At 66.5% G+C, this 21557-nt stretch carries 18 protein-coding genes and 9 tRNA genes; 5 read left to right on the plus strand and 22 right to left on the minus strand.

The window, feature by feature from the left end; genetic code table 11:
• Nucleotides 1–1064: 1064 nt before the first annotated feature.
• Nucleotides 1065–1295 carry a hypothetical protein gene (locus WAT24_RS15260; protein ID WP_336808766.1) on the minus strand — a complete coding sequence of 77 codons (231 nt, stop codon included), beginning with the start codon at nucleotides 1293–1295 and terminating at the stop codon, nucleotides 1065–1067.
• A 297-nt stretch (nucleotides 1296–1592) separates the two neighbouring features.
• Between WAT24_RS15260 and WAT24_RS15265 the strand changes: the two genes are divergently transcribed.
• Nucleotides 1593–1766, plus strand: a complete 174-nt coding sequence (locus WAT24_RS15265; protein ID WP_336808767.1) for a YodC family protein — start codon at nucleotides 1593–1595, stop codon at nucleotides 1764–1766.
• A 107-nt stretch (nucleotides 1767–1873) separates the two neighbouring features.
• Here the strand turns inward: WAT24_RS15265 and WAT24_RS15270 are convergent, their stop codons facing one another.
• Both WAT24_RS15270 and WAT24_RS15275 read right to left on the minus strand, forming a co-directional pair.
• Nucleotides 1874–2437, minus strand: a complete 564-nt coding sequence (locus WAT24_RS15270; protein ID WP_336808768.1) for a DUF6680 family protein — start codon at nucleotides 2435–2437, stop codon at nucleotides 1874–1876.
• Between the two features lie 154 nt (nucleotides 2438–2591).
• Nucleotides 2592–2681: transfer RNA gene (locus WAT24_RS15275), tRNA-Ser, on the minus strand.
• Between the two features lie 111 nt (nucleotides 2682–2792).
• On the opposite strand from WAT24_RS15275, the gene WAT24_RS15280 reads away from it, so the two are divergent.
• Entirely contained in the window at nucleotides 2793–3497 is a 705-nt protein-coding gene (locus WAT24_RS15280; RefSeq protein ID WP_336808769.1) for a PP2C family protein-serine/threonine phosphatase, read from the plus strand.
• 36 nt (nucleotides 3498–3533) lie between these two features.
• Here the strand turns inward: WAT24_RS15280 and dnaQ are convergent, their stop codons facing one another.
• Genes dnaQ through WAT24_RS15295 form a run of 3 tightly spaced genes read right to left on the minus strand, consistent with a single transcriptional unit; the run spans nucleotide 3534 to nucleotide 5397 of the window.
• Complete coding sequence (dnaQ, locus tag WAT24_RS15285) at nucleotides 3534–4268, minus strand: DNA polymerase III subunit epsilon (RefSeq protein WP_336808770.1); 735 nt, start codon at nucleotides 4266–4268, stop codon at nucleotides 3534–3536.
• A complete protein-coding gene (gene rnhA, locus WAT24_RS15290) occupies nucleotides 4265–4708 on the minus strand; it encodes a ribonuclease HI (protein WP_336808771.1) in 444 nt (147 codons plus the stop codon). The genes dnaQ and rnhA overlap by 4 nt, the downstream gene beginning before the upstream one ends.
• 14 nt (nucleotides 4709–4722) lie before the next feature.
• Entirely contained in the window at nucleotides 4723–5397 is a 675-nt protein-coding gene (locus WAT24_RS15295) for a methyltransferase domain-containing protein (protein ID WP_336808772.1), read from the minus strand.
• A 207-nt stretch (nucleotides 5398–5604) separates the two neighbouring features.
• Between WAT24_RS15295 and gloB the strand changes: the two genes are divergently transcribed.
• The 3 genes from gloB (at nucleotide 5605) to WAT24_RS15310 (ending at nucleotide 8458) form a co-directional block, all read left to right on the plus strand.
• A complete protein-coding gene (gene gloB, locus WAT24_RS15300) occupies nucleotides 5605–6366 on the plus strand; it encodes a hydroxyacylglutathione hydrolase (protein WP_336808773.1) in 762 nt (253 codons plus the stop codon).
• Complete coding sequence (locus WAT24_RS15305; protein WP_336808774.1) at nucleotides 6363–7577, plus strand: LysM peptidoglycan-binding domain-containing protein; 1215 nt, start codon at nucleotides 6363–6365, stop codon at nucleotides 7575–7577. Before gloB ends, WAT24_RS15305 begins: the two co-directional genes overlap by 4 nt.
• Nucleotides 7578–7675: 98 nt before the next feature.
• Entirely contained in the window at nucleotides 7676–8458 is a 783-nt protein-coding gene (locus WAT24_RS15310) for an enoyl-ACP reductase FabI (RefSeq protein ID WP_336808775.1), read from the plus strand.
• Nucleotides 8459–8618: 160 nt separating this feature from the next.
• Here WAT24_RS15310 and WAT24_RS15315 read toward each other — a convergent pair whose 3' ends face one another.
• The 16 genes from WAT24_RS15315 to rlmE form a co-directional block, all read right to left on the minus strand.
• Entirely contained in the window at nucleotides 8619–10523 is a 1905-nt protein-coding gene (locus tag WAT24_RS15315; protein WP_336808776.1) for a SurA N-terminal domain-containing protein, read from the minus strand.
• Between the two features lie 80 nt (nucleotides 10524–10603).
• Nucleotides 10604–10680 (minus strand) — tRNA-Asp (locus tag WAT24_RS15320).
• A 7-nt stretch (nucleotides 10681–10687) separates the two neighbouring features.
• Nucleotides 10688–10762 (minus strand) — tRNA-Val (locus tag WAT24_RS15325).
• A gap of 20 nt (nucleotides 10763–10782) precedes the next feature.
• On the minus strand, nucleotides 10783–11055 hold the full coding sequence (locus tag WAT24_RS15330; protein ID WP_091336270.1) for an HU family DNA-binding protein: 273 nt from the start codon (nucleotides 11053–11055) through the stop codon (nucleotides 10783–10785).
• Nucleotides 11056–11385: 330 nt separating this feature from the next.
• A complete protein-coding gene (gene lon / locus WAT24_RS15335) occupies nucleotides 11386–13878 on the minus strand; it encodes an endopeptidase La (RefSeq protein ID WP_336808777.1) in 2493 nt (830 codons plus the stop codon).
• 298 nt (nucleotides 13879–14176) lie between these two features.
• Nucleotides 14177–15472, minus strand: a complete 1296-nt coding sequence (clpX, locus tag WAT24_RS15340) for an ATP-dependent Clp protease ATP-binding subunit ClpX (RefSeq protein WP_336808778.1) — start codon at nucleotides 15470–15472, stop codon at nucleotides 14177–14179.
• 103 nt (nucleotides 15473–15575) lie between these two features.
• Nucleotides 15576–16205: an ATP-dependent Clp endopeptidase proteolytic subunit ClpP gene (clpP, locus tag WAT24_RS15345; protein WP_336808779.1), complete on the minus strand. Its 630-nt coding sequence runs from the start codon at nucleotides 16203–16205 to the stop codon at nucleotides 15576–15578.
• A 65-nt stretch (nucleotides 16206–16270) separates the two neighbouring features.
• Nucleotides 16271–17563: a trigger factor gene (gene tig, locus WAT24_RS15350; RefSeq protein ID WP_336808780.1), complete on the minus strand. Its 1293-nt coding sequence runs from the start codon at nucleotides 17561–17563 to the stop codon at nucleotides 16271–16273.
• Between the two features lie 64 nt (nucleotides 17564–17627).
• Nucleotides 17628–17713, minus strand: a tRNA-Leu gene (locus tag WAT24_RS15355).
• Between the two features lie 333 nt (nucleotides 17714–18046).
• Nucleotides 18047–18122: transfer RNA gene (locus WAT24_RS15360), tRNA-Lys, on the minus strand.
• Between the two features lie 15 nt (nucleotides 18123–18137).
• Nucleotides 18138–18214: transfer RNA gene (locus tag WAT24_RS15365), tRNA-His, on the minus strand.
• A gap of 18 nt (nucleotides 18215–18232) precedes the next feature.
• Nucleotides 18233–18309: transfer RNA gene (locus WAT24_RS15370), tRNA-Arg, on the minus strand.
• Nucleotides 18310–18332: 23 nt separating this feature from the next.
• Nucleotides 18333–18409: transfer RNA gene (locus tag WAT24_RS15375), tRNA-Pro, on the minus strand.
• 166 nt (nucleotides 18410–18575) lie between these two features.
• Nucleotides 18576–18652: transfer RNA gene (locus WAT24_RS15380), tRNA-Arg, on the minus strand.
• 233 nt (nucleotides 18653–18885) lie between these two features.
• Nucleotides 18886–20835 (minus strand): ATP-dependent zinc metalloprotease FtsH, encoded by a 1950-nt coding sequence (ftsH, locus tag WAT24_RS15385; RefSeq protein WP_336808781.1) that lies wholly within the window; start codon nucleotides 20833–20835, stop codon nucleotides 18886–18888.
• Entirely contained in the window at nucleotides 20832–21482 is a 651-nt protein-coding gene (gene rlmE / locus WAT24_RS15390) for a 23S rRNA (uridine(2552)-2'-O)-methyltransferase RlmE (RefSeq protein WP_336808825.1), read from the minus strand. The genes ftsH and rlmE overlap by 4 nt, the downstream gene beginning before the upstream one ends.
• Nucleotides 21483–21557: the final 75 nt, after the last annotated feature.

Consider the following 21557-nt stretch of genomic DNA (forward strand, 5'->3'; position numbering starts at 1 on the left):
AGAAGGTGTTGGGCGGGCTGACACCCTCCGCCTATGCCAAGCAGTTAAAGTGACCCCGGACTCTAAACCGTCCCGCTACTCAAAGCGGGGGGACGTCGGAAGTAGCGGCCCAAAGAACACTGGTCTCCCCGACCGGCCCTGAAATGGCTATCGGCGTAGGGGGCCGCTGCCATCCTCCGGGTACTGCTCAATCACCTGCTTGATTGGGCGCTCAACCACTTCCCCGGCTGAGTAGAGCCCCGCTTCGGCGGGGCTTTTCTTTGCGCTATGCGCCTGCATGCCGGAAGCCACGAATAACCCAGGCGACCAGATAGCCGAGGGCTAATAGAACGATGGGAGGTAGGAGGGCTCCGATGCTAAAGCCGACGACTGTCTGGGCGAGCTGGTGCCGACGCTCTAGTCCATAGTCCTTGGTTAGCGCTTTGCCGCAGTCTTGGACGATTTTGCGGTGCTCCGGGGTGTCCCCTCCGCGCTCCTTATAGGCCTTGATTAGCCTGGCTTGCCCATAGAGCGCAAGGAGATCCGTCTCTGGGCTGGTCGAATAGTCCTTGCATGCCCATGTGAGTTCGGATGCCATCATGTCGGCGGTGCTGCGTACGTCGTGGAGCACAACACCGCCGAGTATGAGAACTGGGACGATCCACAGGACAGAGACCGCAATCCATAGCCGCGTCCAGCCTGATGCCAATCTCCCTTTCATGGCTCCCCCGTTGAGCGTGGTATTTCGGCAGCCTACACCAGCCGTATCTGCCTTGGCGGGACAGGCCGCGTGTGCTAGCCGTTCTGCTCTTGGGCCCAGCGCTTGGTCCACCAGTCAGGGAAGCTATACAGACTTCCAAATACGCCGATCCAGACCAGCGCCCACACGGCAAAAAGACCGTATGCCCATGGGGCAACGCTTGCCGCCTCAATTGCTGCACTGGCTAGGAGCGGATGATCCTCCAGCTGGTAAGGGACCCAAAACACGACGGCGCAACCAATAAAACCCATAGCCGAGTTTGCAACGGCCTTTCGCTTACGCCGTTGTAGCCATGGCTGAAGATCTAAAACCCGAGACATGGCTGTCAGCCCCCAAGGCCGTGCATGCCATCCGATACCGAGGACGCCATGTTCTCTTGCATCCCGACAAAGGCGATCGCTGCAACTACGCAAGCGCAAAGCACCAGGCCGCCGAACACGATCATTCCTCCACGCTGCGGCCTGTTGGACGCCACCCCAATCTGCAGGATCTCAAACCCTTTCAGCACGAGATAGAACGCGAGCATGTAGGTGATGATTTGCAGCATACCGACCATGGTTTTGCTCCCCTGTTGAGCCTGGTTTATACAAGCCTACACCCGCTGCTCGCTCGGCGCAGAGGAGTTGCGAACCTGCCGCGCTCGACCGCTAGACGTGGGAGGGGCATCAAAAGTCTAGGGCGCTTCGCTGCTAGACCGACCGTTCAGCTAAACACGCGCATCCACAATTCAGAACACGACCCCGGAATCGCTGGCAAACCGCATGGCTGCGCCGTTTGCCTGAAAAGGACAGTGGCGAACGCGCCACCTTGGCTAAACTTATGGGTGCCAATCGTGGCGAACAAGGAGCAGGGAATGAGTGACTTCAAGAAGGGCGACGTTGTGCAACTGAAGAGCGGCGGGCCGCTCATGACCATCATCGCCGACTACCCAAGCCACTCGCACGGCCATAGCGTTCGGTGCGTTTGGTTCAACGAGAACAAGCCGGTGGAAGAAACGTTCGTGGTGGAAGCTCTTAAGTCTGTGTAAGACCGGTGCCTTCCCGGCGACGACGGAACGTTGCCGCCGGGAAGGGGATGCAAAGTCCGCGGCAGGCGTCGTTTCGAGTGTCACGTATCAACCGTATGCGGCCTCAGTCACGCCGTGGGCGCACGTTCCTTGGCCAATTCCGCATTGATGCGCGCGCGGTGATCGGCGTCCGCCAATCGCCGTAAGAAATCAATGCACTCGTCGCTGAGCAAGTACCGCGCGACGTTAGCCTTTGCCTGGAGAATCTGTTCCTCGCGAGCGTCTCGGAGGCCCCAGCCGGTTGGATAGTAGCCACCGCGCGAAATGTCGATCGCCTCAGCCTTAATCCCAAGCGCCTTCGCCATCTGCACAAGCAAGTCGTTGAGCAGATCCCGGTGCTTCGTGTTCCAAGCGACCTCCGTTTCGATCGTGGAACTGGTGTCCAAGTGATCGAGAAACTTCCTCCATGCAGCAATGACGCGGGCGCGGTCGTGGAATTCGACCTGCACCACATTGAGCGCGCGTACGTGCTCGGGATTCAGCGTCGCACCACGTAGTCCCATGAGCGTGGAATAGAGCCAATGCTTTCTCAGCTTCGCGGCCTTCCTGTTTTCCATATTGAGAGAGATGGCCACGGCGGCGATCGGCCCGACTGCAGTGGCCACTACGACCGCCCAAGTATCGACGTTCATATCTACCCCCTTCTTTCGATGCACGGAGCTTGCACCAAACCCCCGGGCAGGCCAAAAGGGAATACGGAATCGCGGGTGACCCCAAGGTGACCCGGTGCCCCAAAAAACAACAAACCCGGCGCGAGGCCGGGTTGCTGTAAGTCGTTGACTTAATTGGCGGAGAGGGTGGGATTCGAACCCACGGTACGCTTACACGTACGCCTGATTTCGAGTCAGGTACATTCGACCACTCTGCCACCTCTCCGAAGGGGCGCGCGGTGGTCCGCGCGAGCCGGCAATCATACGCGGACGCGGATACCGTGACAACTGGAGGGGCGTGCGGCATGCTGCTCCGGATACCTCCAGCTGGCACCCCATGATCGAGTTCGGACACGGCACCCACGTCGGCCTGCGCCGCACGCGCAACGAGGACACCTACTACGCCGATCCGGTGCTGGGGCTGTTCCTGGTGGCCGATGGCATGGGCGGGCACCAGCACGGCGAGGTTGCCTCGGCGCTGGTGCGTGACACCATCGTCGACCAGGTCGCCTGCGGACGGGGGCTGGTCGAGGCGGTGCGCGGCGCGGGCGAACGGCTGCTCGCGCGATCGGGCGGCGCGTCGGACGCCTTGCCCATGGGCACCACCGTCGCCGCGCTGCGGCTCGTCGGCGAGCGCTACGAGGTGGCCTGGGTGGGCGACAGCCGCATCTATCTCTGGCAACGAGGAACCTTGCGCCAGGTCAGCCATGACCACTCGCTGGTGCAGGAACTGGTCGAGGCGGGGCAGCTCGACCCCGCCGTGGCCAGCCGCCATCCGCAGCGCAACGTGCTGACCCAGGCGTTGGGCGTCACCGCGATCGACCAACTGCACATCGGCATGGCCCGGGGCACCGCCGAAACCGGAGTCGCCTTCGTGCTGTGCAGCGACGGTCTGACCGAGGCGCTTCCCGACGCGGCGATCGCGCGCATCGTCGCGCGCGAGGAGCTGGCGGCGCAGGAGTGCGTCGACCAGCTCCTGCTGGCGGCGCTCGACGGCGCCGCCGACGACAACATCACCGTGATCCTGGCGCGCGTCCGCTGAAGGCACCGGTCGCGCGGCGCACGTACCCGGCCGTGCTCAGGCCTCCGCCAGCGCCGCCTGGTCCTGTTCCAGCCGGCGCCACACGCTGCCGCCCTGGGCCGCCTTGTCCAGCGCATCCAGCCGTCGCTCGTGCGCGACCAGCTCGGTCGCATCGGCGCGCCGTACGCGCGGACGACGCAGCAGGGCGACGGGCGCCAGCACGGCAGTACCGGTCTCCTCGGCCGCGTTCTCGAAGGCGAGGTCGAGCGCCACCTGGCCGGAGGTCATGGCAAGGTAGACGTCGGCCAGCAACTGCGCGTCGATCAGGCCGCCGTGCAGGTCGCGCGCGGAGTTGTCCACGCCCAGGCGCTTGCACAGCGCGTCGAGGCTGTTGCGCTGGCCGGGAAAGCGCTCGCGCGCCATGGCCAGCGTATCGATCACGCGGCAACGGTCCGCGATGCAACCCAGGTGCACGCCAACGCGCGCAAGCTCGGCGTCGAGGAAGCCGACGTCGAAGCTGGCGTTGTGGATGATCAGCTCGGCGCCATCGATGAAGGCGAGGAATTCGTCCGCCACCTCGGCGAAACGGGGCTTGTCGAGCAGGAACTCGTCCTCGATACCGGTGACCTGACGGGCGCCCTCGTCGATCGCGCGCTCCGGGTTGAGGTAGGTCTGCCAGTGCCGGCCGGTCGGGCGCCGCTCGACCAGCTCGACGCAGGCGATTTCGATCAGCCGATGCCCCTGCCGGACTTCGAGACCGGTGGTCTCGGTGTCCAGAACGATCTGTCTCATGCCCTGCCCCTGTAATGCTCGGCCTGCTCGCGCGCCGCTTCGTCGACGCGCTCGTTCTCCACGTGGCCATTGTGACCGCGCACCCATTGCCAGCGTACCTGGTGCGGCGCCTTGGCTGCTGCGAGCCGCTCCCACAAATCCTGGTTCTTCACCGGCTTCTTGTCGGAGGTGCGCCATCCGTTGGCGACCCAGCGCGGGAGCCACTGCTCGATGCCCTGCATGACGTAGCGCGAGTCCGTCGTGAGCACCACCTTGCAGGGACGCGTCAGCGCCTCCAGGGCGCTGATCGCGGCCATCAGTTCCATGCGGTTGTTGGTGGTGGCCGGCTCGCCGCCGGCGAACAGCCGCTCGACGCCCTTGGCGCGCAACAGCGCGGCCCAGCCGCCGGGCCCGGGATTGCCGAGGCAGGCGCCGTCGGTAAACGCTTCGACTTCGATCATCGTTCCTCGCCAGGTCAGGCGGCGGCGTTGCGGCGCGCGCCCGGGGCCAGACCGGCGACCGGCGCCGGCGCGATGGCGCGCGGCCGCAGCCGGATCGGCACGGCCGCCTCGCGGCGCTTGCGCGCGACCAACAGATAGCCACCGCCCAGCGGGCCACCGTGATGCGGCACCACGGCCGAGCTGGGCCACAGCGGCCCTACCCGCCGAACACGCTCGACGCTCAGCTCGGTGCCACGCAGCCAGTGCCCCACCCGCAGCGGGGACTCCAGGGTGACCTTGCGGCGCCGACGCCACAACAGCCAGGGCAGCCAGCCGCTGGCGGGGTGCATGCCGGTCAATGCGAGCAGGCCGCCGGGCGCCAGCACGCGCGCCGCCTCGAGCAGCAGGGCCTGCGGGTTCGGTGCCACTTCCAGCGCGTGGCTCAGCAACACCAGCCCGAAGGCGTCGTCGAGAAACGGCAACGGCTCGTCGACGCGCGCATGCAGGTCGCCCATGCCGCGGTGCTCGTCCATGTACAGGTGGACCCAGCGGTCCAGCAGCGGCGACGCCGGCGGTGCGCTGGTCGCCGGCGAGATCTGCAGGGCATAGGCGCCGGCGCAGCGCTGCAGCTCGGGTGCGAGCGCGTGAGCCTCGGCGGCGAACAGGCCGCGCAGGGGCGTGCTGGCATAGATGTCGTCGCGCTGTGCCATGTCGCGGCCCGTTCCACTGCAAGGGCCAAGTGTAATGGCTGGAAGCCGCGAACGCGCCACCGTTCGCGCAACGGGCCCTGTCTCTGAACGCGAGTCACACATTTAACGACCCACTAACGAGCCCTCCACCCGGCCCACTTATAGTCCCAGCGTTCGCGCAAGCCGGATGCCTGCGCCAGTCGATACGAAAGGCTGCGGAGACCGTTCTTGCACGTCGTACCGTTACCGGCGCTCGCCGACAACTACATCTGGCTGATGCACGACGGGCAAGGCCAGGCGATCGTCGTCGACCCCGGCGACGCCGCCCCGGTCGATGCAGCGCTCGCACAACGCGCGCTGCGCTTGCGGGCGATCCTGCTGACCCACCACCATCCCGACCACGTCGCGGGCGCGGCGGCGCTGCGCGCCCGCCACGGCGCCTTCGTCTTCGCGCCGGACGACGAGCGCATCCACGGGGTGGACCACCGCGTCGAGGACGGCGACATCGTCTCGCTGGATGCCCCCGAAGCACGCTTCGACGTGCTGGCGGTTCCTGGACACACCCGCAGCCACGTCGCCTACGCGGGCGAAGGCGTGCTGTTGTGCGGCGACACGCTGTTCAGCCTGGGCTGCGGCCGGCTTTTCGAGGGCACACCCGCGCAGATGCTCGCCTCGCTCGACCGCCTGGCGGCGCTGCCGGGCGACCTGCTGGTCTGCTGCGGTCACGAATACACCGAGGCGAATGGCCGTTTTGCCCGCCAGGTCGATCCGGCCAACACGGCGCTGGCCGCCCGTTGCGCCGAAGCCGCGGCGATGCGCGCGACCGGCCGCCCCACCGTGCCCGTGCCGCTTGCCAGCGAGCGCGCCTGCAACCCGTTCCTGCGCGTGGACAGCGATGGGCTCGTCGCCTGGGGCCAGCGGCAAGCCGCCGGCAACCGGCTCGAGCGCTTCGCTGCCCTGCGCGCCGCCAAGGACGCCTTCCGCGGATGAAACAGCCGCTCCGCCCTTTGTCGATCGCCCTGTCGCTGCTGCTTGCCGCCTGCGCCACTACCCCCGTTCCGCGGAACGGCCAGCCACCGGCCGGGGCCGAGGCACCCGCCACCCGCGCACCCGCCGTCACCAACGCGCCCGAGCAAGCGGCGGTGTCCGCGGCGCCGGACGTGTGGGCGCGCCTGCGCGACAGCTTCGCCCTGCCCGCCTGCGCGGCCGATCCGGCGGTCGAGGCCTGGGCGAAACGCTACACCCGCTCGCCGCGACGCTTCGAATCGCAGATGCGTGCAGTCCTGCCGCGGCTGGTCTACGTGGAGGAGAGTGCCGCGCGCCACGGCGTGCCCGGTGAATTCGCGTTGCTGCCCTGGGTGGAAAGCCATTTCACGCCGGTGCCTCCACGCGGGAACCGTCCGGCAGGGATGTGGCAGATCGTGCCCAGCACCGCGCGCCGCATGAAACTGCAGGTCGGGCGCGCCTACGACGGGCGGCTGGACCTGACGGTATCGACGGACGCAGTGATGACCCTGCTGCGCCATTACCACGACTGGTTCCAGGATTGGCGACTGGCCGACTACGCCTACAACGGGGGCCGCTTCGGGCTCGATCGCCTGCTCGCCCGCGTGGGCGCGCCGCCACCGGAGCCGGCGGTGCCCGAATTGCCGGTGCGCGCAGGCACCCGCCAGCACCTGGTCAAGCTGCTGGCGATCGCCTGCGTGGTGCGCGAGCCCGAGCGCTTCGGCGTGACGCTTCCGACGCTGGACGACGAACAGCACCTGGTCGCCGTTGCGGTCGGCCGGCGCCTGACGCTGGCCAAGGCCGCGCGACAGGCCGGGATGCCCCTGGCGACGCTCGCCAACCTCAATGCCGGTTACCGCAACGGCGTGGTCGACGCAAGCAAGGGCGGCGGGCAGTTGCTGCTGCCGCGCCGCTACGCCGAGCAGCTGCGCGCCGGGCTGCTGGCGCAGGCGCCGGGCAGCCGCGACGGCGATGCCGCTGGCGTCGGTGCCAGGAGCGACCCGCCGGGACCGAACGACGCCGATGCGCCGGCCACGCGCGCGGACCCTCCCACCTACGTGGTCCGCGCCGGCGACACGCTCTCCCGCATCGCCCGCCGCTACCACGTGCGCGTGGCCGAACTGAAGCAATGGAACCACCTGCGCGGCGACGCCATCCACGCCGGCCAGAAGCTCGCCGTGGGCGCACCGGACTGAGCCCCACCATGCTCGCACGTATGGGGTCCGCAGCCTTGCGTGCCTGCTAAACTCCCGCAGTTGCGCCACGGGCGCGCCATCAACCTTTTGGAGGACGCATGGGATTCCTGCACGGCAAGCGTGCCCTGATCGTCGGCATCGCCAGCCAGCGGTCGATCGCCTGGGGCATTGCCAACGCGATGCACCGCGAGGGCGCGCAACTGGCCTTCACCTACCAGAACGAGCGGTTGAAGGATCGCGTCGACGAGGCCGCCAATGCGTTCGGTTCCAACATCGTGCTGCCCTGCGACGTCGCCGAGGACGCCCAGATCGACCAGCTGTTCGCCGAGCTCGGCAAGCACTGGGACGGCTTCGACATTCTCGTCCACTCGGTGGGCTTCGCCCCGCGCGAGGCGCTGCAGGGGCAGTATCTGGACAACCTCACCCGCGAGAACTTCATCATCGCGCACGACATCTCCAGCTACAGCCTGGCCGCTCTGGCCAAGGCGGCGCGGCCGATGATGGCCAACCGCGGCGGCGCCATCCTCACGCTCAGCTACCTGGGCGCCGAGCGCGCGCTCAACAACTACAACGTGATGGGCCTGGCCAAGGCCAGCCTGGAAGCGAACGTGCGCTACCTGGCCTTCAACCTGGGCCCGGAAGGCACCCGCGTGAACGCGATCTCGGCCGGCCCGATCAAGACGCTGGCCGCCGCGGGCATCGCCAACTTCCGCAAGATGCTCGACCATGTCGAGGAGAACGCACCGCTGCGCCGCAGCGTGACGATCGACGAGGTCGGCAACGTCGGCGCCTTCCTGTGCTCCGACCTGGCCTCGGGCGTGACCGGCGAGATCACCTACGTCGACGCCGGCTACAACATCCTGGGCATGACCGGAATCTGACCCGCTCGCTTCGGGTACGAAAAAAGGCGGCCGCGTGGCCGCCTTTTCTTTGCCCGCCATTCCGCCCGCGAGTTGTAGGAGCGGGCTTGCTCGCGATGCCCCGGTTCGACGCCCAAAGGCGTCGCGAGCAAGCGCGCTCCTACACGAGTGCTGCCAGGCCTTACATCCTGTCCTTGGCGACCTTGATCTCGGTGCGCGCCTTGAGCGCGTCGATGAAGCCCTCGGTGGCCACGTTGCCGTAGGCCGCGATCATGCTCTGGCGCAGCACCTTGCGCTGCTCGGGCGTGACCTTGGAAAGGTCGCCGTCCTGCACCTTGTCCACCGCCAGCAGCGCATAGGCGCCGTCCGGCAGCGCGACGGCGGCGAACTGCGGCTTGCCGTCCTGCGGGTGCGGCAGCAGGAACGCCTCGTCGCGCACCTGCTCGGGCAGCCCCTCTTGCACGCGCAGGGCTTCCTTCTGGCTCTGCACGGCGACGCCGACGGATGCCGCCACCGCGTCCATGGACTCGCCCTTGCGCAGGCGGGCCAGCAGGCCGTCAGCGCGCTGCTTGGCGGCGGCGGCGACACGCTCGTCGAGGATGTCCTTGCGGATGGTGTCCTTCACCTCGGCCAGCGGGCGCACCGCGGCGGGCACGTGCTTGTCCACGTGGAGCACCACGGAATGGTCGTTGCCGAGCTCGATCAGGCTGGAATTGTTGCCCTGTACCAGCACGTCGTCGGAGAACGCCGCCTTCACCACCTTCGGGTCGGCCGCGATTCCGCTGCCGCCGTCGCGCGTGAACAGCCCGGTGCGCTTGATCTGCAGGCCCAGCGCCTGCGCCGCGGGCTCCAGCGAGCTGGGGTTCTGGTAGGCCTGGTCGGCCAGCTTGCCGGCCACCTCGTTGTACTTGTGCTCGCGTTCGGCAGCGACCGCCTCCTGCTCGAGCTGGCCGCGCACTTCCTCGAAGGGCTTGGCCTGGCCGCTGCGCACGTCGCGCAGCCACAGGACGTGGTAGCCCTCGTCCGACAGCACCGGCTGGGAGATCTGCCCCTTCTGCAGCGAGAACAGGGCGTCGTCGAAGGCCTTGTTGGTGACGCCCTTCTCCAGCCAGCCCAGGTCGCCGCCTTGGCGCCTGGAGCCGAGGTCGTCCGAATTCTGCTCGGCCAGCTTGGCGAAGTTCTGCGGCGTGGCCTCGGCGGCGAGCTTCTGCGCCTTGGCGAGCGCGGCCTTCTGCTGGTCAGGCGTGGCGTTCTTGGGCACGTTGACCAGGATGTGCGAGACCAGGCGCTGTTCCGGCTGCACGAAGCGCTGCTTCTCGTCCTCGTAGCGCTTGCGCAGGTCCTCGTCACTCGGCGGCGCGTCCGGCTTCAGGTCGGCCGCGTTGACCTCGATGTACTGCACGGCGACCTGCTCGGGCGCCATGAAGTCCGCCTGATGCTGCTTGTAGTAGGCCTGGATCTGCGCGTCGGTGACGTTGCTGTCGGTGAGCGCCGGCCGCGGCAGCATGGCGTAGCGGATGTCGCGCCGCTGCAGGCGCAGCTTCAGGAAGTTGTCCACTTCGGCATCGGTGACGACGGTGCTGCCGGAAATGGCGTCCGGCAGCAGGCGGATCGCCAGCGAGGAACGCACTTCCTGTTCGAACATCGCGGGCGACTTGCCCTGGGCCGCGAGCACCGCGCGGTAGGTTGCGGCATCGAACTGGCCGTTCACCTGGAACGCGGGAATCGAGGCGATGGTGTCGCGCACCGCGGCATCGGGCACGCGCATGCCCAGATCGTCGTTCGCCTTCAGCAGCAACTGCTGGTCGATCATCGCCTGCAGCACCCGCTCCTTCATCGCCGGCTGCTCGTAGACGGAAGGATCGAACTGGTCGCCGAGTTGAGCGCTGCCCTGCTGGCGCAGCTCGTTGAGGCGATTCTGGAAATCCTGCTGGCTGATCTCCTGCTTGCCGACCTTGGCCACGAAGGTCTCGGTGCGCGAGGTGAAATAGCCCTCGATGCCGAAGAAGGACATGGCGAACACCGCCACGCCCAGCACGACCACGGACGGCCAGCCGTGCATCCTGTTTCTCAACGCCTGCAGCATATGGATTCCCGCGATTCGTCGGCCGACGAAAGGCCGAAGCATAAACGACAAGGGCGCCACGCGGGCGCCCTTGGAATTACTGGCGGAGTGGACGGGACTCGAACCCGCGACCTCCGGCGTGACAGGCCAGCATTCTAACCGACTGAACTACCACTCCGCGATTCTGGTGGGTGCTGTAGGGATCGAACCTACGACCCTCGCCTTGTAAGGGCGACGCTCTACCGCTGAGCTAAGCACCCGAAACCGAGCGAAGAGCCGCTCAGTTTAGGGCATCCTTGAGCGTCTTGCCAGCCTTGAACGCCGGGACCTTCGAGGCCTTGATCTTGATCGTCTCGTTGGTGCGCGGGTTGCGACCGGTACGGGCAGCGCGCTTGCGCACCGTGAAGGTGCCGAAGCCGACCACCGAGACGTCGTCACCCTTCTTCAGCGCCTTCTGCACGGTTTCGAAGAAGGCTTCAATGGCACGGCCGGCATCGGCCTTGGTGAGCTCGGCCTTTTCGGCAATGGCATTGATCAGATCGGTTTTATTCATTGAGACACTCCCTTAAACGGTTTGCTGCCCGCGTGATCGGTCTGGGACGAGAAAACACCTGCCATGAAATGGCATGACCGGCGCCCCCCGCAACCCCGCATCGCGACGCCAAATGCACGGCGCTTTGACTGCGGTGCCGCCTTTATACCAGTGCCTCACCGCGATCCGCAATACAAGCAATACCAAGGCTTCCGGCCGATCGACCCCAGCGAAAACCACTTGCCAAACCGGCCCGCAGAAGGTAGCGCACAGGCACCCGCCCGGGCCCTCGCGTGAAGACGAAAAAGGGCCGCCCGAAAGGGCGGCCCCGTCAGAAAAAACCCTTGCGTTTCAGTGCGCGCGGGTGCGGTTTTCAGCCGTTTCCTCGACGACCGCGTCGACCGGCGCGTGCTCCTCGCTGGTGGTTTCGGTCGCGGACTGGATCGGTCGCAGCGGATGTTCCAGCGCGATGTCCAGGACCTCGTCGATCCAGCGCACCGCGTGGATGTCCAGCGAGGACGTGACGTTGGCCGGAATGTCCGCCAGATCCTTCTTGTTCTCCTCGGGGATGATCACCGTGGTGATGCCGCCGCGGTGTGCGGCGAGCAGCTTCTCCTTGAGCCCGCCGATCGGCAGCACGCGGCCACGCAGGGTGATCTCGCCGGTCATCGCGACTTCGGAACGCACCGGCACCTTGGTCAGCACCGACACCAGCGCCGTGCACATGGCGATACCCGCGCTGGGACCGTCCTTGGGCGTGGCGCCCTCCGGCACGTGAATGTGCACGTCGAGGTTCTGGTAGAAGTCCGGATCGATACCCAGCCGCTCGGCGCGCGAGCGCACCACGGACATCGCCGCCTGGATCGACTCCTTCATGACGTCGCCCAGCTGGCCGGTATGCACCAGCCGACCCTTGCCCTGCACCACCGAGGCTTCGATGCTGAGCAGATCGCCGCCGACCGAGGTCCACGCCAGGCCGGTGACCAGGCCCACCTCGTTCTCCTGCTCCTTGCGCCCGAAATCGAAGCGGCGCACGCCCAGGTAGTGCTCGATGTTCTCCGGCGTCACCACCACCTGCGCCTTCTTCTTGGCCTTGGCGGTCTTCGCGGCCGCCTTGGCCTTGGCCTGCTTGACCTCGCCCAGGGCGAGCTCCTTGACCACCTTGCGGCAGATCTTGGCGATCTCGCGCTCCAGGTTGCGCACGCCCGACTCGCGCGTGTAGTAGCGCACGATGTCGCGCACCGCTTCCGACTCGACGCTCAGCTCCTCGAGCTGCAGGCCGTTGGCCTTGAGCTGCTTGGGCAGCAGGTAGCGCTGGGCGATCGCCAGCTTCTCGTCCTCGGTGTAGCCGGGGACGCGGATGACTTCCATGCGGTCCAGCAGCGGACCGGGAATGTTGAGCGAGTTGGCGGTCGCGATCCACATCACCTCGGACAGGTCGAGATCGACCTCCAGGTAGTGGTCGTTGAAAGTGTGGTTCTGCTCGGGATCGAGCACCTCCAGCAGCGCCGAGGAGGGGTCACCGCGGAAGTCCATCGACATCTTGTCGATCTCGTCCAGCACGAACAGCGGATTGCGCGTGCCGACCTTGTTGAGGTTCTGCACGATGCGGCCCGGCATCGAACCGATGTAGGTGCGCCGGTGGCCGCGGATCTCGGCCTCGTCGCGCACGCCACCGAGGCTCATGCGGACGAACTTGCGGTTGGTGGCCTTGGCGATCGACTGGCCGAGCGAGGTCTTGCCCACGCCGGGCGGGCCGACCAGGCAAAGGATCGGGCCTTTCATGGTGTTCACGCGCTGCTGCACGGCGAGGTACTCGAGGATGCGGTCCTTGACCTTCTCCAGGCCGAAGTGATCCGCGTCGAGCACCTCCTGCGCCACGGCCAGATCCTTGCGCACCTTGGTCTTCTTCTTCCACGGCACGCCGATCAGCCAGTCCAGGTAGTTGCGCACCACCGTGGCCTCGGCCGACATCGGCGACATCTGCTTGAGCTTGGAGAACTCCTGCTTGGCCTTGGCGAGCACCGGCTTGGGCATGCCGGCCTCCTCGATCTTCCTCTGCAGTTCCTCGATCTCGTTGGCGCCTTCCTCGCCCTCGCCCAGCTCCTTCTGGATCGCCTTCATCTGCTCGTTGAGGTAGTACTCGCGCTGGCTCTTTTCCATCTGCGACTTGACGCGGCCGCGGATGCGCTTCTCCACCTGCTGCAGATCCATCTCGCCGTCGACCAGGCCGATCAGCAGTTCGAGCCGCTGTCCGACGTCCGCGGTCTCCAGCACCTTCTGCTTGTCCGCCATGCGCACGGAAAGGTGCGCGGCGATCGAATCGGCCAGGCGCGAGGGGTCGTCGATACCCGAGAGCGTGGCGAGCACCTCGGGCGGCAGCTTGCGGCTCTGCTTCACCAGTTGCTCGAACAGCGACACCAGCGTGCGCGAGATCACGTCCAGCTCGCGCTCCTTGGTGGAATAGACCGGCTCGATCACCCGCGAGCGCGCCATCAGCATGCCGGCGTCATTGCGGTATTCCTCGATGGACACGCGGGCCTGTCCCTCGACCAGCACCTTGACGGTGCCGTCTGGCAGCTTCAGCAGCTGCAGCACGCCGGCGAGGGTGCCCACGTCGTGCAGGTCCTTCGCGCCCGGGTCGTCGATGTCGGGACTCTTCTGCGCGACCAGCAGGATCTGCCGCTCGCCCTCCATCGCCCGCTCCAGCGCGCGCATCGACTTGTCGCGGCCGACGAACAGGGGAATGACCATATGGGGATAGACCACCACGTCACGCAACGGCAGCACGGGCAGTGCGTCGAGCGTGGCGCCGGCGGCGGAAACGGAGGCGTGTTTTGCCATCGAAAAAGGTCCCGAGGGTTTGTAAGGGTTACCCCGACACTGCGCCAGAGCTTCTGACAGGTCAAGTGGAGTCGGGCCACGCCGCAGTCAAGTCGAAAACCCGCCCCTGACGGCAGCTCATCGGGCATCCTGCAGGTTTCAAGCCAGGCTCCGGGGAGCCCTGGAAACGATCTCCTGGCGCGCGATGGACTGCGCACTTTTTTCTTCACGACAGGCAGACGCCTGTCTGCTTGCCGTCAAAAAGCAAACGGCCCCGGCAATTGCCGGGGCCGCTGCTTGTTGACGCTGCGCGTCAGCTTCAGGCCGCGCCGCCGCCCTCGCCCGCCACCCGCTGCTGCTGCAGGTTGCCGCGGTAGATCAGGTAGGGCTCGGCCTGGCCTTCGATCACCGCGTCGTCGACCACCACCTTGCTGACGTGCTCCAGCGAGGGCAGCTCGTACATGGTGTCCAGCAGCACCTGCTCCAGGATGGTGCGCAGGCCGCGCGCGCCGGTCTTGCGCTTGAGCGCCTTCTTGGCGATCGCCTGCAGCGCCTCCGGGCGGAACTCCAGCTCCACGCCTTCCATCTCGAACAGGCGGCGGAACTGCTTGGTCACGGCGTTCTTCGGCTCGGTGAGGATCTTCACCAGCGCCGGCTCGTCCAGTTCGTCCAGCGTCGCGACCACGGGCAGACGGCCGACGAACTCCGGGATCAGGCCGAACTTCACCAGGTCGGAGGGCTCGACCTCGGCCAGTACCTTGCCCAGGTTCTCGGTGCGCTCCTTCGAGCGCACCTCGGCCGAGAAGCCGATGCCGGTGGTCTCCGAGCGCTGCTGGATGACCTTCTCGAGGCCGGCGAACGCGCCACCGCAGATGAACAGGATGTTCTTGGTGTCCACCTGCAGGAATTCCTGCTGCGGATGCTTGCGCCCACCCTGCGGCGGCACCGAGGCCAGCGTGCCCTCGATGAGCTTGAGCAGCGCCTGCTGCACGCCCTCGCCCGACACGTCGCGGGTGATCGACGGGTTCTCGCTCTTGCGCGAGATCTTGTCGATCTCGTCGATGTACACGATGCCCGACTGCGCCTTGTCGACGTCGTAGTCGCACTTCTGCAGCAGCTTCTGGATGATGTTCTCGACGTCCTCGCCCACGTAGCCCGCTTCGGTCAGCGTGGTGGCGTCGGCGATGGTGAACGGCACGTTGAGCAGGCGCGCCAGCGTCTCGGCCAGCAGCGTCTTGCCCGAACCGGTCGGGCCGATCAGGAGGATGTTGGACTTGCCCAGCTCCACCTCGTCGCTCTTCTGGCGCGACTCCATGCGCTTGTAGTGGTTGTACACGGCCACCGCCAACGCCTTCTTGGCGCGGGTCTGGCCGACCACGTACTGGTCGAGGGTCTCCATGATCTCGCGCGGCTTGGGCAGGTGGCTGCGCCCGGAGGCGGCCTTCTCCTCCAGTTCCTCGCGGATGATGTCGTTGCAGAGCTCCACACACTCGTCGCAGATGAACACGGAGGGACCCGCGATCAGCTTGCGCACCTCATGCTGGCTCTTGCCGCAGAAGGAGCAGTAGAGAATCTTGCCGCTGTCGTTGGAACGGCCTTGCCGCTCGTCGCTCATATCAGGTCCTGCTGTGTTTCGGTTGCGGCGCCAGAATAGCACACGGCTCCGCGCCTGCCTGGGCCGACGCGGAGCGTGTCTCCTGGCGATGGATCGGCCGGAATCAGGCCGACTTGACCGTCTCGGCGCCCCGGCGGTCGAGCACCTGGTCGATCAGGCCGTACTCCTTGGCTTCGACCGGGTTCATGAAGCGGTCGCGCTCCATGTCGCGCTCGATCTTCTCCAGCGGCTGGCCGGTGTGGTCGACGTAGAGCTGGTTCAGGCGCTGGCGGATGTAGAGGATCTCGCGCGCCTGGATCTCGATGTCGGTGGCCTGGCCCTGCGCGCCGCCGGAAGGCTGGTGGATCATGATGCGCGAGTTGGGCAGCGAGAAGCGCTTGCCCTTCGCGCCCGCCATCAGCAGCAGCGAGCCGGCGCTGCAGGCCTGGCCGATGCACATCGTGCTGACGTCCGGCTTGATGTATTGCATGGTGTCGTAGATCGCCAGTCCGGCGGTGACGGCGCCACCCGGGCTGTTGATGTACAGGTGGATGTCCTTGTCCGGGTTCTCCGACTCCAGGAACAGCATCTGCGCGATCAGCACGTTGGCGACCTGGTCGTTGACTTCGCCGACCAGGAAGATCACCCGCTCCTTCAGCAGGCGCGAGTAGATGTCGTAGGAACGTTCGCCGCGAGCGGTCTGCTCGACGACGATCGGCACCAGGTTCAGGTTCTGGATCGGGGCCATGGCCATGCGTGCTTTGTCTCCGGTAAGGCCCGCCGTCGGGCGGGCCTGGTAATGGTGCCTGGCAGTGTCGCTCAGGCGCCGGCCGGGCGCATCACCTCGTCGAAGCCCAGCCTCTGCTCGGTGGTCTTGGCGTGCTCGGCCACCCACTCGGCGACCTGGTCTTCCATCACGCGGTTCTGCAGCCCAGACATCAATTGGGGGTCGTTGTTGTAGAGTTCAACGACCTTCTCCGGCTCCTCGTAGGTGGAGGCGATCGCGGCCAGCTGCTCGGCCACGCGCTTGCGGTCGATCCTGATTTCCTGCTTGCGCGCGATCTCGCCCATCAGCAGGCCGGCGATCACGCGCTTGCGTGCCATCGGCACGGCCGCCTCGATCAGCTGCGGCGGCGGCTGCTGGCCACGCGGCACGCTGCCGGCCGCCAGGTTGCGCGCCTCGGCCTGCACCATCAGGTTCGGCACGTCCAGGTCGGCGTGCGCGTCGGCCAGCTTCTCGGCCACCTCGGCCTTCAGGCGGGCCATCAGGGTGGCCTTGAGCTCGCGCTCGAGGTTGGCGCGCACTTCCTTGCGGAAGGTGTCCAGGTTGCCGTCGGCGATGCCGAACAGCTTGGCGAACTCCTCGTTCACCTCGGGCAGCTTCGGCTCCTGCACCTTGACGATGGTTAAGCTGACCTGGGCGGTCTTGCCGGCCAGCTGCGGGTTGCCGAAGTCCTCCGGGAAGGCGATCTCGCTGTCGAACGCGTCGCCCGCCTTGCGGCCGGTGAGCGCCTCGTCCAGCGCCTTGAACAGCGCGCCCGAGCCGAGCACGCTGCCGGCGCGCTCCCGGCCTTCGGCCGGGAACCGGTAGTCGCCGGTGGTGGCGGCGTACTCGAACATCACGAAGTCGCCCTCGGCCGAGGCGCGCTCGACCGGGTCGAAGCTGCGGCGCTGCTGGCGCAGCGTCTCGATCATCTTCTCGATGTCGGCGTCGGTGACCTCGGAGACCGGGCGGGTGATCTCCAGCGCGGCGACGTCGATCTCGGGGAACTCCGGCATCACCTCGAACGTCGCGGTGTAGGCGATCTCGCCATTCTCCGGCTTGCCGGTGGTGTCGATCGAGGGGTTGGCGACCGGACGCAGATTCTCCTTCTCGAAGGCCTCGCGCAGGGTGCTGCCGATCAGGTCGGACAGGACCTCGCCGCGCACCTGCGAACCGAAGCGCTGCTGGATCACGGCGGCCGGGACCTTGCCCGGGCGGAAGCCCTTCAGGCGGACCGTGCGGCCCATCTCGGCGATACGCGCGCTGACCTGCGACTCGAACCGCTCCGCCGGGAATCGCACCGTGAGCTTGCGCTCGAGCTTGCCGACGTTCTCAACCGAAAACTGCATGACGACTCCTGGTGACTCTGTGATGGGCCGGCGTGCGGCCGGCCTTGCAATAAACCGAAGGGATTGGTGCGAAAGGAGGGACTCGAACCCTCACGGGGATTACCCGCCAGAACCTAAATCTGGTGCGTCTACCAGTTCCGCCACTTTCGCATCGCCTGCACGGGCGGAAGCGGCGGATTCCGAACGGAATTCGGCCCAGGCGCCCCGCCCCTGCTAAGTCGATGATTCCCTTGCGCCAAAGCAAGGCATTTTACGGTTGCGTGGCCGGCCAGCACAAGCACGCCGGTCCTTGAACGACGAAGCCGGCCGCCAGGGCGACCCTCGCCTCTTCTCCCCCAAAGGGAGAAGGGTTGGCGCGAGAGGCCGACGCGTCTGGAGCCATCGAGAACGCCTCGACGGGCCCGCCCTTCCCGTCGCTCCGGCGACGAAGAAGGAGGGGCAAAAGAAAACAGGCGCCCGGTCTCCCAAGCGCCTGTCCTTTATTGGTGGGCCGTGTAGGATTCGAACCTACGACCAATTGATTAAGAGTCAACTGCTCTACCAGCTGAGCTAACGGCCCGTTTCTCGATTTTAATGGGGTGGGCGATGGGATTCGAACCCACGACAACCGGAATCACAATCCGGTACTCTAACCAACTGAGCTACGCCCACCATTGATCCAAAGGAAGCTGGCGCGCCCGACAGGAATCGAACCTGCAACCGTCGGCTTAGAAGGCCGATGCTCTATCCGGTTGAGCTACAGGCGCATGTCTAGAAGCATAACGCCTGCTGGTCGGGGCAGAGGGATTCGAACCCCCGACATCCAGCTCCCAAAGCTGGCGCTCTACCAGACTGAGCTATACCCCGTAGCAAACCCGTCGAACGCTTTTCGCGTACCGAAGCCCTCGAATGCTACGGGCGACGCCTCACCTCGTCAATCCATATCAGCGCACCGGACGTCCTTTCCGGCCCCGCCAGCGCCGAGACGCCGCGGACAAGTCATGCTGCGAACATCATGGCTTGCGTGGATAAGTGGCGCGCCCGGAGAGATTCGAACTCCCGACCACCAAGTTCGTAGCCTGGTACTCTATCCAACTGAGCTACGGGCGCGCGGTGAAACTGGTTTGCCCTGGTGCCGCCGCCGAGACGGTGGCTTGCCGAAGCAAGAAGCGGAATTATTCCGATCCGGCGCGATTGCGTCAACACCTTTTTCAAAATTTTTTCGCCTGTCCGCTGCGGGCACCGGAGCCGCACGCCCCACGCGCGACGCGGCAAAGCCCGTTTGGACGTCCAAACGAAGGGAAGCCGACGCGCGCTCGGCGCACCGGCTCCGCGCAGCACGCTCAGCGGCCCGGCATGCGGCTCTGCGTGGCCGGATCGCCCAGCTTGGGCGACCCCGCGTCGCCTCGCGGCGGCAGGTTCGGCGGCATCGATCCGCCGGACGGCTTGGACCAGTCGGCCGGCTCGCCGGGCTTGCGCCCGGCCATGATGTCGTCGATCTGGCGCGCATCGATCGTCTCGTACTGCAGCAGCGCCTCCGCCATGACGTGCAGCTTGTCGATGTTCTCCGTCAGCAACTGCTTGCTGCGCGCGTAGGCGCGGTCGAGGATCTCGCGCACCACCTCGTCGATGCGGCGTGCCGTCTCGTTGGAGACGTTCTTGTGCTGCGTCACCGAGCGGCCCAGGAAGACCTCGTCCTCGTCCTCGCCGTAGGTGACCGGTCCCAGCTCGTCGGACAGGCCCCACTTGGTGACCATGTTGCGCGCCATCTTGGTCGCGCGCTCGATGTCGTTGGACGCGCCCGTGGTCACCTTGTCGGCGCCGAAAATGAGCTCCTCGGCCACGCGCCCGCCGTACAGCGAGCACAGCTGCGACTGGATGGCCACACGGTTGATCGAGTACTTGTCGGCCTCCGGCAGATACATGGTCACGCCCAGCGCGCGACCGCGCGGGATGATGGTGACCTTGTAGACCGGGTCGTGCTCCGGCACCAGGCGGCCGACGATGGCGTGGCCGGCCTCGTGGTAGGCGGTGAGCTTCTTCTCCTCCTCGCTCATCGCCATCGAGCGGCGCTCGGTGCCCATCAGGATCTTGTCGCGCGCCTTGTCCATGTGGCTCATGCGCACCTCGCGCGCGTTCTCGCGCGCGGCGAACAGCGCCGCCTCGTTGACCAGGTTGGCGAGGTCCGCGCCGGAGAAGCCGGGCGTGCCGCGCGCGATCACCATCGGATCGACATCGCTGGCGGTGGGCACCTTGCGCAGGTGCACCTTGAGGATCTGCTCCCGGCCCTTCACATCCGGCAGGCCCACCACCACCTGGCGGTCGAAACGGCCGGGGCGCAGCAGCGCCGGGTCCAGCACGTCGGGCCGGTTGGTGGCGGCGATGACGATAATGCCCTCGGTGCCCTCGAAGCCGTCCATCTCGACCAGCAACTGGTTGAGGGTCTGCTCGCGCTCGTCGTGACCGCCGCCCAGGCCGGCGCCGCGATGGCGGCCGACCGCGTCGATCTCGTCGATGAAGATGATGCAGGGCGCGTGCTTCTTGGCCTGCTCGAACATGTCGCGCACGCGGCTGGCGCCGACGCCCACGAACATCTCCACGAAGTCCGAGCCGGAGATCGAGAAGAACGGCACCTTGGCTTCGCCGGCGATGGCCTTGGCCAGCAGCGTCTTGCCGGTACCCGGCGGGCCCACCATCAACACGCCGCGCGGGATCTTGCCGCCGAGCTTCTGGAACTTGCCCGGGTCGCGCAGGAACTCGACCAGCTCGCCGACTTCCTCCTTCGCCTCGTCGCAACCGGCGACGTCGCTGAAATTGACCTTGACCTGATCCTCGCCCTGCAGCTTGGCGCGCGAGCGGCCGAAGCTCATCGCCCCGCGCCCGCCCGCGCCGGCCTGCATCTGGCGCATGAACCAGATGAACACGCCCACGATCAGGATGATCGGCAGCCAGTTGACCAGCAGGCCCAGCAGCGAGAAGCCGTTGTTGGACGGCTCCTGGGTCACCACCACGTTCTTGTCCTGCATCTGCTTGACCACCCCGTTGGTGGAAAAGCCGAGCACGGGCGCGACGGTGCGGAAGGAACTGCCGTCCTTCAGCTTGCCGGTGATGGTGGCCGGGTTGTCGGCACTGATCGTGGCGCTGGCCACGTTGCCGCTCTCCACGCTCTGCACGAAGCTCGAGTACGGCAGGTCGGAGGAGGAGCCGCTGTGCGGATTGAAGCTCTGGAAGACGGTCAGCAGCACCACCGCGATGATCAGCCAGAGCAACAGGTTTTTCGCCATTTCGTTCATGCGCGGTTCTCGTCCGTTTGCCTGCCGCCGGGTTTCCGCCCCGTGGCAAGCGCATACACCTCACGCGAACGCGCGCGCGAGGCCTTGGGTTTACGCATGGTTACGCGCGCAAACTGCGCGCGCAAGTTGCGTAGATAGTCGTCGAACCCGGCCCCCTGGAACAGCTTGATCAGGAACGCGCCCCCCGGCCGGAGCCACTGCCGGGAGAAATCCAGGGCCAGTTCGGCCAGGTCCATGGCACGGATCTGGTCGGCCAGGGCCACACCACTCATATTGGGGGCCATGTCGGAGAGCACAAGATCGACGCTCTGTCCGTCCAGGCGGGCTTCCAGCTCCCGCAGCACGGCCTCCTCGCGAAAGTCGCCCTGGATGAAATCGACGCCGGCGATGCCCTGCATCGGCAGGATGTCCAGCGCGATCACGGTGCCGCTGTCGCCCAGCCGCTGGCGGACCAGCTGCGACCAGCCGCCGGGCGCCGCGCCCAGGTCCACCACGCGCATGCCCGGCTTGAGCAGGCGGTCGCGCTCGATCAGCTCCTCCAGCTTGAAGACCGCCCGCGAGCGCAAGCCCTCGGCCTGGGCCTTCTTCACGTAGACGTCATCGAAGTGTTCCCGTAGCCAGCGGGAACTGCTCTTGCTGCGGGACATGCGGGCCACGGCGTCGGGGAGGAACGGCCTGCATGATACCCTTTGCGCCCGCCCTACCGCGAATCCGGACTCCTT

This window comes from Fulvimonas yonginensis (assembly GCF_037137055.1).
In the GTDB taxonomy this organism is placed as follows: domain Bacteria; phylum Pseudomonadota; class Gammaproteobacteria; order Xanthomonadales; family Rhodanobacteraceae; genus Frateuria_A; species Frateuria_A yonginensis.

Bases quoted from the DNA above. Each gene is read 5' to 3' on its own strand.
- WAT24_RS15260 (WP_336808766.1), bottom strand. From the start codon at position 1,295: ATGGTCGGTATGCTGCAAATCATCACCTACATGCTCGCGTTCTATCTC.
- WAT24_RS15265 (WP_336808767.1), top strand. From the start codon at position 1,593: ATGAGTGACTTCAAGAAGGGCGACGTTGTGCAACTGAAGAGCGGCGGG.
- WAT24_RS15270 (WP_336808768.1), bottom strand. From the start codon at position 2,437: ATGAACGTCGATACTTGGGCGGTCGTAGTGGCCACTGCAGTCGGGCCG.
- WAT24_RS15280 (WP_336808769.1), top strand. From the start codon at position 2,793: ATGATCGAGTTCGGACACGGCACCCACGTCGGCCTGCGCCGCACGCGC.
- dnaQ (WP_336808770.1), bottom strand. From the start codon at position 4,268: ATGAGACAGATCGTTCTGGACACCGAGACCACCGGTCTCGAAGTCCGG.
- rnhA (WP_336808771.1), bottom strand. From the start codon at position 4,708: ATGATCGAAGTCGAAGCGTTTACCGACGGCGCCTGCCTCGGCAATCCC.
- WAT24_RS15295 (WP_336808772.1), bottom strand. From the start codon at position 5,397: ATGGCACAGCGCGACGACATCTATGCCAGCACGCCCCTGCGCGGCCTG.
- WAT24_RS15305 (WP_336808774.1), top strand. From the start codon at position 6,363: ATGAAACAGCCGCTCCGCCCTTTGTCGATCGCCCTGTCGCTGCTGCTT.
- WAT24_RS15310 (WP_336808775.1), top strand. From the start codon at position 7,676: ATGGGATTCCTGCACGGCAAGCGTGCCCTGATCGTCGGCATCGCCAGC.
- WAT24_RS15315 (WP_336808776.1), bottom strand. From the start codon at position 10,523: ATGCTGCAGGCGTTGAGAAACAGGATGCACGGCTGGCCGTCCGTGGTC.
- WAT24_RS15330 (WP_091336270.1), bottom strand. From the start codon at position 11,055: ATGAATAAAACCGATCTGATCAATGCCATTGCCGAAAAGGCCGAGCTC.
- lon (WP_336808777.1), bottom strand. From the start codon at position 13,878: ATGGCAAAACACGCCTCCGTTTCCGCCGCCGGCGCCACGCTCGACGCA.
- clpX (WP_336808778.1), bottom strand. From the start codon at position 15,472: ATGAGCGACGAGCGGCAAGGCCGTTCCAACGACAGCGGCAAGATTCTC.
- clpP (WP_336808779.1), bottom strand. From the start codon at position 16,205: ATGGCCATGGCCCCGATCCAGAACCTGAACCTGGTGCCGATCGTCGTC.
- tig (WP_336808780.1), bottom strand. From the start codon at position 17,563: ATGCAGTTTTCGGTTGAGAACGTCGGCAAGCTCGAGCGCAAGCTCACG.
- ftsH (WP_336808781.1), bottom strand. From the start codon at position 20,835: ATGAACGAAATGGCGAAAAACCTGTTGCTCTGGCTGATCATCGCGGTG.
- rlmE (WP_336808825.1), bottom strand. From the start codon at position 21,482: ATGTCCCGCAGCAAGAGCAGTTCCCGCTGGCTACGGGAACACTTCGAT.